The organism is Rhizobium sp. WSM1274 (assembly GCF_025200775.1).
Lineage (GTDB): Bacteria > Pseudomonadota > Alphaproteobacteria > Rhizobiales > Rhizobiaceae > Rhizobium > Rhizobium leguminosarum_I.
The window spans coordinates 4055022-4072071 of sequence record NZ_CP104138.1 but is presented as its reverse complement, the minus strand read 5'-3'; the positions used below and the strand labels follow the sequence as shown (position 1 = coordinate 4072071).

Annotated in this window: 14 protein-coding genes; 9 read left to right on the top strand and 5 right to left on the bottom strand. The window is 60.5% G+C overall.

Going from position 1 to position 17050, the window contains the following annotated elements; genetic code table 11:
* Positions 1–20 precede the first annotated feature (20 nt).
* The gene (locus N2600_RS20140; RefSeq protein ID WP_162115714.1) at positions 21–2063 is read right to left on the bottom strand and encodes an NAD-dependent epimerase/dehydratase family protein; all 2043 of its coding nucleotides are present in this window, start codon (positions 2061–2063) and stop codon (positions 21–23) included.
* On the bottom strand, positions 2060–3166 hold the full coding sequence (locus N2600_RS20135) for an NAD-dependent epimerase/dehydratase family protein (RefSeq protein WP_260297224.1): 1107 nt from the start codon (positions 3164–3166) through the stop codon (positions 2060–2062). Before N2600_RS20135 ends, N2600_RS20140 begins: the two co-directional genes overlap by 4 nt.
* 273 nt (positions 3167–3439) lie before the next feature.
* On the opposite strand from N2600_RS20135, the gene N2600_RS20130 reads away from it, so the two are divergent.
* Both N2600_RS20130 and N2600_RS20125 read left to right on the top strand, forming a co-directional pair.
* Positions 3440–4426 carry an MDR/zinc-dependent alcohol dehydrogenase-like family protein gene (locus N2600_RS20130; RefSeq protein WP_222296022.1) on the top strand — a complete coding sequence of 329 codons (987 nt, stop codon included), beginning with the start codon at positions 3440–3442 and terminating at the stop codon, positions 4424–4426.
* Complete coding sequence (locus N2600_RS20125; protein ID WP_260297223.1) at positions 4426–5448, top strand: Gfo/Idh/MocA family protein; 1023 nt, start codon at positions 4426–4428, stop codon at positions 5446–5448. The genes N2600_RS20130 and N2600_RS20125 overlap by 1 nt, the downstream gene beginning before the upstream one ends.
* Before the next feature lie 39 nt (positions 5449–5487).
* Here the strand turns inward: N2600_RS20125 and N2600_RS20120 are convergent, their stop codons facing one another.
* A complete protein-coding gene (locus N2600_RS20120; RefSeq protein ID WP_170282043.1) occupies positions 5488–5700 on the bottom strand; it encodes a hypothetical protein in 213 nt (70 codons plus the stop codon).
* A 205-nt stretch (positions 5701–5905) separates the two neighbouring features.
* Here N2600_RS20120 and N2600_RS20115 point away from each other — a divergent pair, with 205 nt between their 5' ends.
* The 7 genes from N2600_RS20115 (at position 5906) to N2600_RS20085 (ending at position 14133) form a co-directional block, all read left to right on the top strand.
* Positions 5906–6463 (top strand): DUF1003 domain-containing protein, encoded by a 558-nt coding sequence (locus N2600_RS20115; RefSeq protein WP_170282042.1) that lies wholly within the window; start codon positions 5906–5908, stop codon positions 6461–6463.
* A 233-nt stretch (positions 6464–6696) separates the two neighbouring features.
* Positions 6697–9096 carry an FdhF/YdeP family oxidoreductase gene (locus N2600_RS20110; RefSeq protein ID WP_260297222.1) on the top strand — a complete coding sequence of 800 codons (2400 nt, stop codon included), beginning with the start codon at positions 6697–6699 and terminating at the stop codon, positions 9094–9096.
* A 134-nt stretch (positions 9097–9230) separates the two neighbouring features.
* Complete coding sequence (locus N2600_RS20105) at positions 9231–9836, top strand: c-type cytochrome (RefSeq protein WP_162115708.1); 606 nt, start codon at positions 9231–9233, stop codon at positions 9834–9836.
* Positions 9833–10825: a cytochrome c oxidase subunit II gene (coxB, locus tag N2600_RS20100; protein WP_162115707.1), complete on the top strand. Its 993-nt coding sequence runs from the start codon at positions 9833–9835 to the stop codon at positions 10823–10825. The genes N2600_RS20105 and coxB overlap by 4 nt, the downstream gene beginning before the upstream one ends.
* Positions 10822–12735 carry a cytochrome c oxidase subunit I gene (gene ctaD / locus N2600_RS20095; protein WP_260297221.1) on the top strand — a complete coding sequence of 638 codons (1914 nt, stop codon included), beginning with the start codon at positions 10822–10824 and terminating at the stop codon, positions 12733–12735. Before coxB ends, ctaD begins: the two co-directional genes overlap by 4 nt.
* Positions 12732–13334: a cytochrome c oxidase subunit 3 gene (locus N2600_RS20090; protein WP_162115705.1), complete on the top strand. Its 603-nt coding sequence runs from the start codon at positions 12732–12734 to the stop codon at positions 13332–13334. Before ctaD ends, N2600_RS20090 begins: the two co-directional genes overlap by 4 nt.
* 391 nt (positions 13335–13725) lie before the next feature.
* Complete coding sequence (locus tag N2600_RS20085; protein ID WP_017967250.1) at positions 13726–14133, top strand: c-type cytochrome; 408 nt, start codon at positions 13726–13728, stop codon at positions 14131–14133.
* A 1-nt stretch (position 14134) separates the two neighbouring features.
* Here the strand turns inward: N2600_RS20085 and N2600_RS20080 are convergent, their stop codons facing one another.
* Both N2600_RS20080 and N2600_RS20075 read right to left on the bottom strand, forming a co-directional pair.
* Entirely contained in the window at positions 14135–14995 is an 861-nt protein-coding gene (locus tag N2600_RS20080; protein ID WP_261327174.1) for a c-type cytochrome, read from the bottom strand.
* A 142-nt stretch (positions 14996–15137) separates the two neighbouring features.
* Complete coding sequence (locus N2600_RS20075) at positions 15138–16940, bottom strand: thiamine pyrophosphate-binding protein (RefSeq protein ID WP_260297220.1); 1803 nt, start codon at positions 16938–16940, stop codon at positions 15138–15140.
* Positions 16941–17050: the final 110 nt, after the last annotated feature.

Genomic DNA, 17050 nt, shown 5'->3' with positions numbered 1-17050 from the left:
AATCCGGACTCGTCGACGGATCATGCGGAGGCCCTCCGATCGCGGCGCAGGAGCGGTCGGCCGCCGAAACGATTTTCGACAAGCCACTCCGCGAGGTGCTGCAGTCCGCTTTCCCAGCCGACACGCGCACTCCAGCCGAGAGTCTGTTGCAGCTTGCGGGTGTCGGCGACGAAGAAATACTGATCGCCTGATCGCCAGTCGTCGAAGGAGGTTTCGACCGGGTGCCCAATCAGCCTGCCGATCGCGCGCAGGACTGCAAGCACGCTGACGGCATTCGCCGGACCGCCGCCCAGATTGAAGACGCGGCCTTTGATCCCGTCAATGCCATCGAGAACGCCGCGATAGGCGGCAATCGCATCCGCGACGTGAAGAATATCGCGAACCTGCTTGCCGTCGCCGTAAATTGAGACCGGTTCGCCGGCGAGCGCCCGGATCAGGAAATGCGCCACCCAACCCTGGTCCTCGGTGCCGAATTGGCGCGGGCCGTAGATGCAGCTCATGCGCAGCACGGCCGTCGGGATGGAGAAGGATTTCGCATAGTCCAGCACGTATTGGTCGGCCACGCCTTTCGAGCAGCCATAGGGGGTGCAGAAATCAAGCGGCCTGTCTTCGCCGATCCCGTATGATCGGACGGTCTCATCGACCGGCATGTAGCGGTCCTCGGCCTCCCGCATGGCAAGGTCGTCGAGCCCGCCATACACTTTGTTGGTGCTGGCAAAGATCACCGGAGCCTGGCGACCGGCCTTTCGCACCGATTCCAGCACATTGATCGTGCCGCGCGCATTGGCCTCGAAGTCATTGATCGGGTGAATGAGGCTGGTGGTGACCGCGGTCTGGGCGGCGAAATGAAAGACTGCTTTGGCGTCGGCGAAGGCTGCCTCGATGCTTCTGGCGTCGCGCACGTCGGCAAGCACCGGATGTAGCCTTGACCCATGCCTCTCGGTCAGCCAGCCGAGGTTTTGGTCGACGCCGGGCCGCCCGAGATTGTCGAGCACGACGACGTCTTCGCCGTCCTGGAGGTAGCTGTCGGCGAGGTTCGAGCCGATGAAGCCGCAGCCTCCGGTGATGACGATCGGGGCGGCTCCCTTGTCGAGGTTGGGCGTGGCGAGCCGCGCGACCTGCTCGAGCCGATCGACGCCGCCTTCCATCAGCAAACGCGCGAGCAGCTTCGGCTGATTCTCGTGGGTGACGGCACCAAGATGATAGTGCCGCGGATCGAACCACAGGCCCTCCTGCACCGGCACGTCCGGCGGCACATCGCGCCAGGAATACCAATACATCCGGTCGGCCGGCACGCTCAGAGCCCTCACGAAACGCCGTGCCTGCTCCATCTCGTCGTTGCGCCAGGTCGAATAACCGGTTTCGGTAATCCAGATCTCGGCCTTGTCATTAAAGCGGTCGATAATGTTTCGCATCTCGCCGAGATGCATGTCCCAGCCGCCCCAGGTGCCTTCCTCGCTGTCCCACGTGCCGGGAAAACCGTGGAAGCCGACGGCATCGACGACGCCGAGCACACCGCGCTCGCCCATCAGGTTAAGCCAATAGGGGTCGAAGGGGCATGGCCCGCCGAGCACCGGCTGCCAGCCGCGATGTTTGGCCCAGTAGGCGGCGGCGCCGACCATCTCGCAAAACAGCAGGAAGTCCTTGTCCTCGCGCCAATCCCAGTCGAGCAGGTTGTTAGGCTCGTTCCACAATTCGATATGACTGAAATACTGACCGTATCGGGTGAGCACGTGGTCGACGAAGTCGGCATAGGATTTGAGATCGGCCGGTGCGCCGGAGGACCTTCCGGTCCGCGACAAGGACGGCGGCGTGTAGTGAAGGCAGGGCAGGAGATCGATCTCGCGGCCAAGCTTCGGGATCAGCCAGTCAAACCATGCTTCGCCACCCGGAGCGAGGTATTCGGCCCATGACAGATGGGTGCGCAAGTAGCTGGCGCCGCTGATGCGGACGTCTGCGATCGTCTGCGACGTCCGCTCGTATTCGCCCGGGCGGAACCATTCGACGAAGCCATAGGATCTTGAGGACGTGCCGGTCGCGGCGGACAATGCGGCTATGGTCATGATACCAGCCCCCTTTCCTCCAACTGCCGCTTCATTTCCGCGCCGCGATCGATCGCTCCGGTCTGTTTCACCCAATCGACGAAAGGTCCGAGCGCGTTTTCCAGCATGAAGCGCGGCTCAAAGCCGAGCAGTTCACGCGCCTTCGCAATGTCGGCAAAGCAGTTGCGGATATCGCCGGACCTCGCCTTGTTCATGATTTCGGGCAGGATCTCAGGCACGCCCATCGCATCGGCGAGAAGCGTTGCGACTTCCGCGATCGTATAGGCCTGACCGCTGCCGATATTGATCACATGTCCCGGCGCATTGGGTTTTTCGAGCGCCAGGCGGAAAGCGCGCGCGACGTCGCGCACATGCACGAAATCTCGCCGCTGCTCGCCATCCTCAAAGATCATCGGCGGCTGACCATTGGCGAGCCTTGAAGCGAAGTTCGCCAACACTCCGGTATAGGGATTGGACAAGGCCTGGCCGGCGCCGAACACGTTGAAGAGACGGAGCGCCACCGCCTCGAGGCCATAGGCTTCGCCAAAGATCAGGACCTGTTTTTCCTGCGCATACTTGGTCAGCGCATAAATCGAGGAGAGATCCACCGGCTTTTCTTCATCCGTCGCAACCGGCCTCAGGACTTTGCCGTCAGCGCCGCGCGGATTCCATTGACCGGCCTTGATCTCGTCGCTGCGCCGCCTGACCAGGTCGAGCTGCGCACCGTCGGCGGTTTCATAGCGGCCCTCGCCATAGACGCTCATAGACGAGGCGACGACAACGCGTTTGGGTCGGCGGCCGATCATCGCCTCCAGAAGAACCGCGGTGCCAAGATCATTGCCCCCGACATATCGAGCGATCTCGTACATTGACTGTCCGACACCGACCTCCGCAGCGAGGTGGATGACGCCATCGGCACCCAACAGAGCCCGTTCGACCGCAGTCTTGTCTCTGACGTCGCCGCGGATGATTTCGGCAGCCTCCGGCAGCGACGTTTCAGCATCGCCGTGAACCTGATCGATCAATGCATCGAGAACCCGTACCTCATACCTATTGTCGAGAAGCTCCTCGACAACATGTCTTCCGATGAAGCCGCAGCCGCCAGTTACAAGGATCATCGCCATCTGATTTCCGTCCGCTCAAGTTGAAGATGACCTGCCGAACCAACCGAGGCGAAGATTGTTCCTGCATCAATGTCATCTTCTTTGACATGTTCTTTGACATCGTCCGGAACAACTGGCGGCGTCGCTGGTTCGGCGGCCAATCTATAAGCGAAATAACGTCTCGAAGATTGAGAAGCGGCGACCTGGTGAGAGGTCGATGGTCGGAATCGGAGCCACACTGCGGCAACGACGTCTGCCAACACCAAGCCGGCCAATTAGATGAAGGAGCAACTCATGAACGTGTTGCCAAGGGCGACCGAGGGAGCGATCCGGGCGGCAATCATCACCGGCCCCGGACAAATATCGGTCGAAGAGAGGCCTCTTCCCCAGCCAGGGCCGGGCCAGGTCAGGATCAGGATCGAAGGGTCGGGCGTGTGCGCTTCCAATCTTGCGCCCTGGGCAGGGCCAGAATGGATGACCTTTCCGACGGAGCCGGGTGGTCTCGGTCACGAGGGATGGGGCAGGATCGATGCGCTTGGGGAAGGGGTGTCTGGCCTCAGCCTGGGAGACCACGTCGCTGCACTCTCATATCATGCCTACGCAACCCACGATATCGCGGATGCCGACATGGTCGTGCCGCTGCCGCCGGCGCTCGACGGCCAACCCTTTCCGGGCGAACCGCTCGGCTGCGCGATGAACATATTCCGGCGCAGCCGCATCGAGCCGGGCCAGACCGTCGCCATTATCGGTATCGGATTTCTCGGCGCCTTGCTGACGCAGCTTGCCAGCGGCGCCGGTGCGCGCGTCATCGCCATCTCGCGCCGTCCGTTTTCCCTCGAGACCGCCAAGCGCATGGGCGCCGCCGAAGTACTGGCGATGGACGACCACTGGCGGATCATCGAAGCTGTGAGAGTGTTGACCAACGGTGCTTTCTGCGACCGCGTCATAGAGGCGGTCGGCAAACAGTGGCCGCTCGATCTCGCCGGCGAACTGACCGCGGAGCGCGGCCGGCTGGTTGTGGCCGGATACCATCAGGACGGTCCGAGGCAGGTCAATATGCAGCTCTGGAACTGGCGTGGCCTCGACGTCATCAATGCTCATGAACGCGATCCAAGGATTTATATCAGCGGCATGCGCCAGGCGATCGAAGCGGTCGTTTCCGGCAGGCTCGATCCATCATCGCTCTATACCCATGTTTATCCGCTCGAGGGCCTGGGCGAGGCGCTCGACGCCACTCGGGACAGGCCGGATGGTTTCCTCAAGGCGATGGTGACGTGCTGATGAACAGGTTGGTAGAGCGCTCTCTGCAGATGCGGGTCAAGCCTGTCAGACTCGGCTTCCTCGGTGTCGGCTGGATCGGCAGAAATAGAATGGAAGCAATCCTCCGCACGCAGATGGCCAAAGCTGTTGCCATCGCCGATCCCTCCGAAGACATGCGGAAAGAAGCCCTGCGCCTTGCGCCGGATGCGGAAATCGTCGCCGATCTCGATGCGCTCCTGTCGCTCGACCTCGACGGCGTCGTCATCGCCACTCCGAGCGCCCTGCACGCCGGGCAGTCGATCCGGGCGCTACAGGCTGGGGTTGCAGTATTCTGTCAGAAGCCACTCGGCCGATCTGGCGCGGAAGCGGCAGCGGTCGTGGCCGCCGCCAGATCAGCCGACAGGCTGTTGAGCGTCGATTTCTCCTATCGTTACACGCAAGGCATGCAGCGCATCCGCGATTTGCTCAGATCAGGCGAGCTTGGCACGGTCTTCGCCGCCGATCTGGTCTTCCACAATGCCTACGGTCCCGACAAATCCTGGTTTTACGACAAATCGCTGTCGGGCGGAGGATGCGTGATCGACCTCGGCGTCCACCTCATCGACATGGCGCTCTGGTGCCTCGAGTTTCCCGAGGTGGTCGACACCACGAGTACCCTGATGAAAGGCGGCGAGCCAATCAGCGCAACGGGGGATGTCGAAGATTTCGCTGTTGCCACCCTGACGTTGGCGACTGGCGCGGTCCTCCGCCTCGCCTGCTCCTGGCGGCTGCAGGCAGGATGCGATGCGGTCATCGGCGCCGACTTCTTCGGAACATCGGGGGGTGCATCTTTCAGGAACGTCGGCGGGTCGTTCTATGACTTTGCGGCCTATCGCTTCCGCGGCACATCGACCGAAGAAATTGTCCGGCCTCCCGACGATTGGGGTGGCCGGGCGGCAGCGGACTGGGCCGCCCGGCTCGCCAGTGGTCAGGCTTACGATCCGTCCTGCGAACGCCTTGTCGAGGTCGCCGAAATCATCGACGACATCTATCGGCGCGGATGAAGCGGCGGCGTCGGGGCGACCGGACGAAATTGTTTGCGGTCATCGGTGAATCGGCTGGAACCGCCGAGCCTCTTTCCGGTTTTGGCGGTCGCAAATCATCTGCGGGATGAACATGGCCTCTCGAACAGCAGGGAAGACATCAAAGCCGCCGGGAGCCTCGAGCGATATGCTCGCCCGCAGCAAAATTCCTGCCTGGATCGTCAAAGCGCTTTTTTCCAGCGGCATCAAGCGTGTCAGTAAATTGTCCTCCATGACCGACGACGAACTCCTGGCGCTTCCCGGCATAGGTAAGCGGGCCGTGGAATTCATCCGGTCGTCTCTGAACAGCTGTGAAAGCGGCGGGAGCGGGAAGCCAAGCCATCGCGAATCGCCGGTTCGCCGGTGAAATGAGCAGCACTGCTACGCGCGGAACTCTCTGCTTTCAAGGAGGTTTGGATTTCCCAATATGGAAGATTCAATGTCGGTGCCGAGATCCGAGCAGAAGCAAAGCACGATATCGAGACGTCTCGACCGCAACATCGAGGCTCTGCTGAAGCGGCGAGAGGAGGAGGCGCGACAATCGAGCCGGCAGGAGCGGGTGGCCGATGCCATTACCCGTTTCGCGGGATCGATGAAGTTCGTCTACCTGCACCTGCTGGTCGTTACGCTCTGGATCATCTTCAATACCGGCCTGCTTCCGCTCATGCCGGTCTTCGACCCGTCATTTGTCATTCTGGCGATGGTCGCTTCCGTCGAAGCCATTTTCGTCTCGACATTCGTGCTGATCAGCCAAAATCGTATGGCGGAAGCTGACGACAAGCGCGCCGATCTCAACCTGCAGATCTGTCTTCTGGCAGAGCATGAGACGACGGAGTTGCTGACCCTGGTCTCAGCCATTGCCGAGAAGCTCGGCATCGAAATCGAGACGACAGAAGAGCTCGAGGAACTAAAGGAGCAGGTGAGGCCGGAAGAGGTACTGGACGAGATCGAAGAGAAAATGCACCGGCGGGGAACTACAAAACCGCCGCCAGCGTAAAAGGGGCCCAAGGCCCGCCTGATCATCGGTGCACTACCGCATGATGTGGCAGAATTCCGGCGGGTCCCAACCGCATCTCCGCGACCGCGGAACAACGGGTCCTTTCGGGAGTTTGGCAGCAACACTGGCGGCAGTCGATTCGACCTTCCAGTGTCAGGACTGGATGTCCGACCGGCGGCTGCCCCGCAGGGCATCAGCAGCAGTTGCGATAACTCTCGGGATAGTTCAAAACCATGACGTCAAAACCCAGAAGAACACCGAAGATCGGATTTGACAGCGGGCCAGCGGGCGGATGGGGCTCGGCAAAATCGGTGGGAGAAATCCTTGTCCGCGAACATATCCCCCTCTCGGGCCCAGCGCTCTTGGCGCATCAGAACAAGCCGGATGGATATATGTGCGTAAGCTGCGCCTGGGCCAAACCCGCCAAGACCCATCCGCTTGAATTTTGCGAGAACGGCGCCAAGGCGACGACATGGGAGACGACAAATCAACGAGCAGATCGGGCTTTTTTCGCGGCGCATACCCTGACCAAACTCGAAAGCTGGCGCGACCACGACCTGGAGGAACAGGGGCGTCTCACCCATCCGATGCGATGGGATCCGACAGCGGATAAATATGTTCCGGTCTCGTGGGCTGCCGCTTTCGAAGAGATCGGCCGCGAATTGCGGGCGATTTCGCCGGAGAAGGTGGACTTCTATACGTCGGGCAGGGCTTCGCTCGAGACATGCTACATGTATCAGCTCTTCGCTCGCATCTTCGGCAGCAATAATCTGCCCGACTCCTCCAACATGTGTCACGAGAGTTCATCGGTCGCGCTGCCGGAAAGCATCGGCGCTTCCGTCGGCACGGCGGTTCTTTCCGACTTTCAAAATTGCGACTGCATATTCTATATCGGCCAGAATGTCGGAACGTCGTCGCCACGTCTGCTGCATGACCTTCAGGATGCGGTCGACCGTGGTGTTAAGATCGTAACCTTTAATCCGCTGAGAGAACCGGGGCTACTGCGCTTCATCAATCCGCAGGCGCCGAGCCAGATGCTGACGGGTAAGGAAACACCGATTTCCAGCGAATATTATCAAGTCAAGAACGGTGGGGACGTCGCGGCCATCTTTGGCGTCTGCAAGGCTTTGATAGAGGCCGACGACGCCCTGCATAGCTCCGGTTTCAGCAGAGTCGCTGGATCCGATGCAGTGCCCGGCGATCCTGCCAATGCGGCAGCCGTTGCCTTTGCGGCCTCGATGCGGGCGGTCGATAGAAAACACGTCCTGGACCATGATTTCATCACCGAACACACCTCCGGCTTCGAGGAGTTCGCCGCCGCCGCGCGGGGCTATCAGTGGCCAGAATTGGAACGAGTATCAGGGTTGACCCGCGAGCAGATGACGCACGCGGCCCGTACCTATGCCGCTTCCGATGCGGTTCTTATGGTCTATGGGATGGGGCTGACACAGCATGTCATGGGCGTTCAAAATGTTCAGATGGTGGTTAATCTTGCCCTGTTGCGGGGCAATATTGGCAAGCCCGGCGCCAATATCTGCGCCGTCAGAGGCCACTCCAATGTCCAGGGGCAGCGCACGGTCGGCATAACCGAAAAGCCGGGTCTTGTACCGCTGGACAAGCTGGCGGAACTTTATCATTTCGATCCGCCGCGCTGGAAGGGTCACACGACCGTCGATGTCTGCAAAGCCATTCTGGGCGGCGAAAGCCGGGCCTTCGTCGGCCTCGGCGGCAATTTCCTGCGCGCAGCCCCTGAGACGGAGGCGATGGAAGCTGCATGGCGAAAGCTACGCCTGACCGTGCAGATTGCCACTAAGCTTAACCGAAGCCATGTCATCCATGGCGAGATCGCTTACCTTCTTCCGTGTCTTGGCCGGTTGGAGATCGATAAGCAGGCAAGCGGCCCGCAGGCGGTGTCGATGGAAAGTTCGGTGGCACATTTCCACGGCTCGCGGGGCAGGGCGACGCCGGCCAGCCCGGACCTGCTGTCCGAGCCGGCCATCATCGCCGGCATCGCGAAGGCGACGTTGCCGGAAAGCCCCGTGCCTTGGGATAGCTGGGTTGCGGATTATTCCGAGATTCGCGATGCCATCGAGCGGACATATCCGGAGACCTTCAAGGGATTCAACCGGCGGCTCTTCCAGCCCGGCGGTTTTCCACGGCCGCTGCCAGCCAGGGAGCGCCGCTGGGTGACTCCGAACGGCAAGGCGAATTTCATCACTCCGCAACGCCTGTTTCCGCAGTTCGAAGGCGTTGGCGACGAACGAGTTCTTCACCTTATGACCTTACGGTCAAACGATCAGTTCAACACGACGATTTATGGTTACAGTGACCGCTTCCGGGGCATCGACGGTACGCGCCGCGTAGTTTTTGTGAACGCCGCCGATATTGCCCGGTTGGGTTTTGTCGCCGGAGACTTTGTCGATCTGTCGACGGCCATTGAGCCCGAGACTAGACGCATGATCTCCGGCTTCAGAATTGTCCCCTACGACATTCCGGTCGGATGTTGCGCAGCCTATTACCCTGAAGCCAATCCGCTCTTTCCACTCGACCACCACGACGAGAAGGCCAAAACGCCATCTTACAAGCTGCTGCCAGTCCGCCTCAGTCGATGTGAAACAGCACCACTCGAGTGAATGGCTTATAAACAGGATGATTTTAGGAGATCAGTCGGCCCAAGACCGAATTCTGTTTCACAATACATAGCTGGAGCATGATGTCATCCGAAATCCGGTCATGCGTTCGGGATCATGCTCTAGAGGATCAAGCGATGCCGGAGAAGATTTTGAAGGGGAGCCTTGGCTGGTATTCGAGCATCTTAGTTTTAATCCTTGCCATCATCTTGGCCGCCGCTATCGGTTGGCTGCGGGAGCCGAGGCAGTACCGTGTCGACCCGCCGGTAGCGGCGGCGCTGGACGGTATCCGGTTGATGGCAAACGGGATCAGCGGCGCGCCCCCGGAAATCTATTTTGCGCTCAACAAGCCTTATGAGGCGACTGGCTACGATCTAAGCCAGGGTAAGCGGCTCTACAGCTGGTTCGGTTGTGCGTCCTGTCACGGTGACGGCAGAGGCGGGGCTGGTCCGTCCTTCCTCGACGGATGGTGGCTCTATGGCCCTTCAATGGTGTCGATCGTCGCCTCCATTCGCGACGGACGGCCGCATGGGATGCCGGCCTTCAAAGACAGGATGACGATCGATCAGATCTGGCAGCTCGCCGGCTATGTCAAGACGATCGGAGCCTATTCCGCCAACCCTGTCGCCCCCGGCCGCAACGACGATCGATATACGCGCCCGGCCGAAAACCGAGCGCCCGCCGCCAAATTTTTCGAGGAAGGTCCAATCCCGCTGCATCCTCAGCAGGGGCCATCGCCGTGAAGCTCCGCTGTCTGCCGCTCGCGCTATTGATCATGCTTTCCGGGTGCAGCACTGCGCAGTCGGTACTCCACGCTCATGGTGAAGCGGCCATTGCGCTTAAGAACCTGATCATCTTCATTGCGTGGGTAGCTGCCATCATTTGGCTCGCCGTGGTGGGTTTTTTGACATTCGCGCTGGTGCCCCGCAGGAACCACTCCGCGGGCCCGGATAATCGCTCGGAGCGGACGATGACGATCGCCGTTGCGACGGCCACTGCTGCCACTGCGCTCATCATCGGCATCCTCACCGTGGCAAGTTTCTATACGACCCGCGCCTTGAACAGCGGTGGAAACGCCGATGTGACGGTCGTTGTCCGGGCCCAGCAGTGGTGGTGGCAGTTCATTTATGCCGATCACGATCAAACGCAGATATTCCAGACGGCGAACGAGCTTCACATCCCCGTGGGTAAAACCATCCGCCTTCGACTTCAGGCGGTCGATGTCATTCATTCCTTCTGGGTGCCGAGCCTCGCAGGCAAGTTGGATCTTATCCCGGGGCGAGAAAATACCCTGACTCTGCGGGCCGAAAGGCCAGGTATCTATCGTGGCCAGTGCGCCGAATTCTGCGGTCTTCAGCATGGCCACATGGCCTTCGCCGTCATTGCAGAAGACGATGCGGACTATCAGCGCTGGTTGGCCAGGCAACGCCTCGATGCCGCAACGCCGACCGAAGCCGAGGCGATCGCCGGGCAAGGGGTCTTTCTGGCAAAACAGTGCGCCGCCTGTCACGCGATCCGCGGAACGTCCGCATCGGGATCAACCGGACCCGACCTCACCCATGTCGCGGGGCGGCGCACTATCGCAGCCGGCCTGCTTGAGACCACCCGCGGCTCGTTCGCCGCCTGGATTGCCGATCCCCAGACCCTGAAACCCGGAAACAACATGCCGATGGTACCGCTGACGGCCGATGAGCTGCGGCAGCTTTCCGCCTACATGGAAAGTCTCCGATGAAAAAGGATCAAGCCTCAGCGGTTCCGGCCGATACCGGGCTTGCCGATGCCGAGGTCGAGCGCCAGCTTACGACAATCTGGGGCTCGCGCCCGGGTTTCTGGGGCGCCGTCGCATCCGTCGATCACAAGGTCATCGCCCGACGCTACATCGTGACGGCCTTCATCTTCCTCATCCTCGGCGGATTGCTTGCGCTCGCCATGCGCCTGCAATTGGCGCAGCCGGAAGCCCGCTTCATCAGCCCCGACCGTTACAACCAGATTTTCACCATGCACGGGTCGAACATGATGTTCCTCTTCGCCGTCCCGGTGATGGAAGCCATCGGCGTTTACTTCGTGCCTCTCATGGTCGGCACCCGCAACATCGCGTTCCCGAGGCTGAACGCCTTTTCCTATTGGGTATTCCTTTTCGGGGGAGTCCTGCTCTGGCTGTCCTTCGCGCTCGACACCGCCCCCGATGTCGGCTGGTTTGCCTACGTGCCGCTATCGGGACCCGAATATAGTGCGGGCAAACGCGCCGATATCTGGGCGCAGATGATCACCTTCACCGAACTCTCGGCGCTCGCGGTCGCCGTTGAAATCGTGGTCACCGTCTTTAAGCAACGGGCACCGGGTATGTCGTTGGACCGGATCCCGGTGCTTGTCTGGGCGATGCTTGTCATGTCGTTCCTCGTCATCATGGCCATGCCGGCGATCATGTTCGCCAGTTCGACGCTGATCCTGGACCGCCTCGTCGGAACGCAGTTCTACAACCCGGCGGAAGGGGGCGATGCGCTGCTGTGGCAGCATCTGTTCTGGTTCTTCGGCCACCCCGAGGTCTACATCATCTTTCTGCCAGCCGTCGGAATGGTGTCGACCATCCTGCCGGCGTTCGTCGGGCGTCCGCTCTTTGGTTATCTCCCGCTGGTGATGGCGATGATCGCCACCGGCGTGCTGTCGTTCGGGCTCTGGGTGCATCATATGTTTACGGTCGGGCTGCCGCGGCTCGGAGAGAGCTTTTTCACTGCGTCCAGCATGGCGATTTCCATCCCGGCCGGTATCCAGATCTTCTGCTGGCTGGCGACGATGTGGGCGGGGCGACCGGTCTTTCGAACGCCGCTGCTGTTCGTGATCGGCTTCGTCGCCACATTCGTAATCGGCGGTCTGACCGGAGTCATGGTGGCGTCGGTTCCTTTTGACACCCAAGTGCACGACACCTATTTCGTCGTCGCACATTTTCATTACGTGCTGATCGGCGGCGCTGTCTTTCCCTTGATAGCCGCCATTTACTACTGGTTTCCCAAGATGACCGGCAGGATGATGAGCGAACGGCTGGGCCGTTGGGCGTTCTGGTTGATCTTCATCGGTTTTCACCTGACGTTTTTTCCGATGCATCTTCTCGGCCTGCTGGGCATGCCGCGTCGCGTCTACACTTATCAGCCCGAGCTGCCCTGGGCCGGTCTGAACCTGTTCATCAGTCTGAGTGCGGTCCTGTTGGCACTGGGCTTCCTCGTTTTCTTCGTCGACGTCGTCCGCAGCTGGCGAAACGGCCTGCCCGCCGGCCCCAATCCCTGGAAGGCAACGACCCTGGAATGGGCGACATCTTCGCCGCCGCCGTCCTATAATTTTCGCCGCATTCCCGTCGTGGATGCGCGCGAAGCGCTTTCGCCGAACGATGGCGAGCTGGCGGTTGCAAGCGGGCTGAGAACGGATCGTCGGGAGCTTCTGGTGACGAGTGTGGTCGAAGCGCTGCCGGAAGCGCGCGAGTCGTCGCCACGTGACAGCGTCTGGCCGCTCTGGGCGGCGATCGCCACAGCGGTCATGTTGATCTGGTCGATGTTCTCGCCTTGGGCCGTCGTCTGGGGCTCCATTCCGATTGCTGTCACATTGATCGGATGGTTCTGGCCAAAGGGCAGCCCGGAGGATGAATCATGAAGGATCGGATTGTGCTCGACGTCTCGAAACTGTCCCTGCACGGGATGGGCACTGCGTCTCCGACGTGGTGGGCGACGGGAGCCTTCATGCTCATCGAAGGGTCGGGCTTCGGCCTGGCGATTGCCGTCTACTTCTACCTGATGAGCCTCGCACCGCAGTGGCCGATCGATGCGCCACCGCCAGACTTGCTGGCCGGTACGTGTCTGACAGGCCTGCTTCTTATCAGCGTCATCCCTAATATGATGGTATCGCGTTGGGCAAAGCATAAGAAACTGAGAAGGGTACAGCTCGGCCTCGTGGTGATGTCGCTCTTGGGCATTGCTCCGCTTGCTTTGCGCGTTTTCGAATTTCCGGCTCTTCATATCAGTTGGGATGACAACGCCTATGGCTCGATCGTCTGGACCCTGCTCGGACTGCATACGACGCATATCCTTACCGATCTGATCGACACGCTGGTGCTGACATGTCTGATGTTTTCCCGGCACGGCGACAACGCCCGTCGTTACGGCGACGTCCAGGACAACGCGCTTTATTGGAACTTTGTCGTCATTGCCTGGCTTCCGCTCTACCTCTGCATCTATTGGGTGCCTCGCCAATGAGTGTCGCTATCGCAAGAATTTCAGGATTGACACTGTCCCCGGCCGCCTGGGCCGTAAGCACCCAGCTCGGGCAGATGCTTCCCTCCGCAGATTGCGACACGGGAACCGGATGGATCATATTCGCAACTTTTCTGTCAGCTGCTCTGGCTATGGCAGGCGCGCTGATCTCATGGCGGAGCCATCTCTCCGCTGTCTCACGCAGCGCCAGCTTCATCAGCAATGTGGGTGTCTTGTTTGGGGCCGTCTTCGCCTTTGCTCTCATTCTACAGGGGGCGGCGACGCTGCTGCTGAATCCATGCGCGCACTGATCACCTTCATCCTGATGATCCCGGTTCTGCGGTGCTCGATATGGCGTTGCTGCAGATCGATACAATAGACAAGAGAGGCGCCAATGCAGATCTCTTATGCTCGCCTTAGCTACGTCATGGCCGGTGTCGTCCTGATACTGGTCTCGATCGGCGTCGCAGCCAATATCGTCAAAGACCGGGAGAGGCGGCAGAACGTTGCCATCGCCATGACATCAGGCGACCCCACGCGGGCGGCGGAGATATTTCGCCGCTATGGATGTGTGGGATGCCACATTATCCCAGGCGTTCCCGGCGCCGACGGGAAGGTCGGCGGGCCGCTGACCGATCTACGGCAACGCGTCTACATCGGCGGCGTCGTCAACAACACGCCGGAGAACCTCGTGCAATGGATCGTTTTTCCGCAACGGTTTTCGGCGAATTCGGCCATGCCGGCAACCGGGATTTCCGAGGCCGAGGCAAGGGATCTCGCCGCCTATCTCTACGAGCAGTAACTCACGGATGCGGCGTCGGCCGAGGCGGCAGCGATTTGACATAGCGTGCAATCGCATCACGATCGCCTTGCGGGAGCTGTGCAGTGTTGATGACGACATCCGCCATTGACGAGCCAACCCGGCCATGGTCCGGCGTCTCACCGGTGCTAAGCATGAGGGCGATCTGCGCCTCAGACCAGTGGCCTATCCGGCGCGGAGTGATGTTCGGCACAAAGCCGGTGCCCTCGGGGTCCGAGCCTCCGGCAAAGCGTGTCGACGGCTTGATGGCGCCAAGCACGTTCCGGGTCGAATGACAGTCGGCGCAGTGGCCGAGCGTTTCGACCAGATAAGCGCCGCGATCAGCGGCGTTGCCCCCGACCGTCGCCCCCGACTTACCCTCGCGGAAGAACAGCAGCTTCCAAAACGCAAGGAGACGGCGAAATTTGAGCGGCAGAGCCAGATCGTGTGGTGGCGGCCGTCCGGCTACCGGCGGCAACGTCTGCAGGTAGGCGTAAAGGTCTCTCACATCGTCGAGCGACATGCCGGTATAGCTTGGATAGGGGAATGCCGGATAGTAGTGCTCGCCACGGGGAGAAACGCCGGCGATCAATGCATTGGCGAGATCGGCGACCGACCACGCTCCGATTCCGTCCGTTGGATCCGGCGAGATGTTCGGCGGCCTGAATATTCCGAACGGTGAGGCGAGAGCCAGACCGCCACCTAATTTCAATCGGTCGGGCTGGCCCGGGGTCGCGTGGCAAGACGTGCAGTCGGCGGCCAAAAAAAACAATTTTCCTTTCGTTGCGTCGCCAGCCGTTAACGCGGCGGTCTTTGAATCGAAGTGCGGATCAGCATCGGTGATGTAGCGAAAGAGAAAAACCAAGGCGAAAGCGCAAGCCAGAACCCCGGCTATTAGCCCAATTGGTAGGGGCGACAACAAGCTGCGCAAGCGATGCGCTACGCCGCGAAGACAGTCATCGATAGTAGACAAACTGCTCACAATGTTCTTTCCGCCAGCTCACAGTTCACGGCGTGCCCGGCAAATCGGTCGTAGTTTCGGATATCTCCTGTTGCTGTTCGCCAGCGATCATCATCTCGCGAAGCGGCGAGCGGGATATGTTTGCCTCGATCGCCTCATGACCAGGCGTCTCGGGAAGAGCATCGCGAAAGTTCTTGGCGTAGTCTTTCGGCATCCTAGGCGGCATCATCGGCTCGTATTGGTCGACGAAGGCTTGGACGACGACAGGCCCGGCAACTGAGAAAGCTTCAGTCAAAGTCGGTTCGATCTGATCGAACTCCCGGATCGTGAAGCCGCGGCCTCCCATTGCTTCTGCGGCGAGGGCGAAATCGATCGGTGCCAACTCGCAGGCGAATTGCGGATTTCCAAGAAACATCATCTGTTCCCAGGCAATCTGATTGAGCATGCCGTTGCAAATCACCAGCAATTTCAGCGGGAGAGCGAGACGGACGGCCGTCGAGAACTCTCCGAGCTGCATGCCGAACCCGCCATCGCCGACGACCGCGTAAATCGGTCGTTTCGGATCGGCAACGCCAGCGGCGATCGCGTAAGGCAGGCCCGAGGCCATCGAGGCGAGCGCGCCCGAGACGGCGAACCGGTTCCCCGTGCCGAGATCAATATGGCGGGCCGCGAGTTCGGTGTTCTGTCCGGAATCGGCTACGAGGACACCGTCAGGTGCAATGCGATTGCCGAAGGCGCGGACCACCGCCTGCGCCTTCAAGGGCGCACTTCGCTCCGTCTCCATCATTTCCATCTTTCGGCGCCAGCCGGACATTGCTGTTTGCGCCTGTTCCAGAAACGAGCGATCCATCTTCCTCCTCAGCCTGACATTGAGGAGCCGCAGCGTTTCCCTCGCGTCGCCCACTAGGCCAGCATCGATAGGGAAGCGCAGACCCATCCGCTGGGGGTCACTGTCGACCTGCACGCCACGGGCGGCTTCGGGTCGCGGATAATATTCGATATAGGGAAAGGAGGAGCCGACGATCAGCACGGAGTCGCATTGCTCCATGACCTCTTGCGACGGTCCAGTGCCAAGAATTCCGATTCCGCCGGTCGTCAATGGATCGTCGTCGGCGAGAGCCGTTTTGCCGAGCAAGGCTTTGGCGACCGGCGCGGCGAGCAGGTCGGCAGTCTCGCGCAATTCTTCCTGGGCGCCGACGGCGCCCCGGCCAGCGAGGATGGCAACCTTGCGGGCGCTATTCAATATCTCGGCGGCATGATCGAGCTCGCTATCGTCGGGCACTTGGCGGCCGCCGAAAAAGCGGTTCGGCACGTGTTTTGGCCGGTTGCGTTTCGAGCGCGATTTCGAGTCCATCTCCTGGATGTCGTTGGCGATGGAGAGATGCGCAACACTGCGGCGCGAAAGCGCAGAACGACAGGCAAGGCTGGCGACATTTTCCATATGCGAGGCATCACTGACATGCGCATTGTAGATAGCGACATTGTCGAAAACGCGGGTCAGGTCGACGTCCTGCTGGGTGAAGGTCTCGATCAGGTCGTGAAACTGCGTTCCGGTGATCGCAAGCACCGGCATCTGGTCGAGCTTGGCATCGTAGAGACCCGTCAGCAGATGCGTGCCTCCCGGTCCAGACGTCGCAAGGCAAACGCCGAGATTTCCGGTGAACTTGGCGTAGGCGCTCGCCATGAAGGCGGCCGATTCCTCATGCCGGACCTGGATGAAGCGGATCTGATCTTGGCGCTTGCGCAACGCCTCCATGACCCCGTTGATCCCGTCTCCAGGAAGGCCGAAGATGACCTTCACGTCCCACTCGATCAGCGTGTCTATCAATATATCGGCGGCATTGGGCATCGAACTCGTCCTCTGCTTGTCAAAGACCGCAAACCTTTGTCGCAATGAAAGGTTCCGAGCTTGCGTCCTTGGGCCAGCACCCAAATATGCCAGGCAGATCCGCCACGGAT

Excerpts from the sequence above, each read along its gene's own strand:
- N2600_RS20140 (WP_162115714.1), bottom strand. The coding sequence starts at position 2,063 with ATGACCATAGCCGCATTGTCCGCCGCGACCGGCACGTCCTCAAGATCC.
- N2600_RS20135 (WP_260297224.1), bottom strand. The coding sequence starts at position 3,166 with ATGGCGATGATCCTTGTAACTGGCGGCTGCGGCTTCATCGGAAGACAT.
- N2600_RS20130 (WP_222296022.1), top strand. The coding sequence starts at position 3,440 with ATGAACGTGTTGCCAAGGGCGACCGAGGGAGCGATCCGGGCGGCAATC.
- N2600_RS20125 (WP_260297223.1), top strand. The coding sequence starts at position 4,426 with ATGAACAGGTTGGTAGAGCGCTCTCTGCAGATGCGGGTCAAGCCTGTC.
- N2600_RS20120 (WP_170282043.1), bottom strand. The coding sequence starts at position 5,700 with ATGGAGGACAATTTACTGACACGCTTGATGCCGCTGGAAAAAAGCGCT.
- N2600_RS20115 (WP_170282042.1), top strand. The coding sequence starts at position 5,906 with ATGTCGGTGCCGAGATCCGAGCAGAAGCAAAGCACGATATCGAGACGT.
- N2600_RS20110 (WP_260297222.1), top strand. The coding sequence starts at position 6,697 with ATGACGTCAAAACCCAGAAGAACACCGAAGATCGGATTTGACAGCGGG.
- N2600_RS20105 (WP_162115708.1), top strand. The coding sequence starts at position 9,231 with ATGCCGGAGAAGATTTTGAAGGGGAGCCTTGGCTGGTATTCGAGCATC.
- ctaD (WP_260297221.1), top strand. The coding sequence starts at position 10,822 with ATGAAAAAGGATCAAGCCTCAGCGGTTCCGGCCGATACCGGGCTTGCC.
- N2600_RS20090 (WP_162115705.1), top strand. The coding sequence starts at position 12,732 with ATGAAGGATCGGATTGTGCTCGACGTCTCGAAACTGTCCCTGCACGGG.
- N2600_RS20085 (WP_017967250.1), top strand. The coding sequence starts at position 13,726 with ATGCAGATCTCTTATGCTCGCCTTAGCTACGTCATGGCCGGTGTCGTC.
- N2600_RS20075 (WP_260297220.1), bottom strand. The coding sequence starts at position 16,940 with ATGCCCAATGCCGCCGATATATTGATAGACACGCTGATCGAGTGGGAC.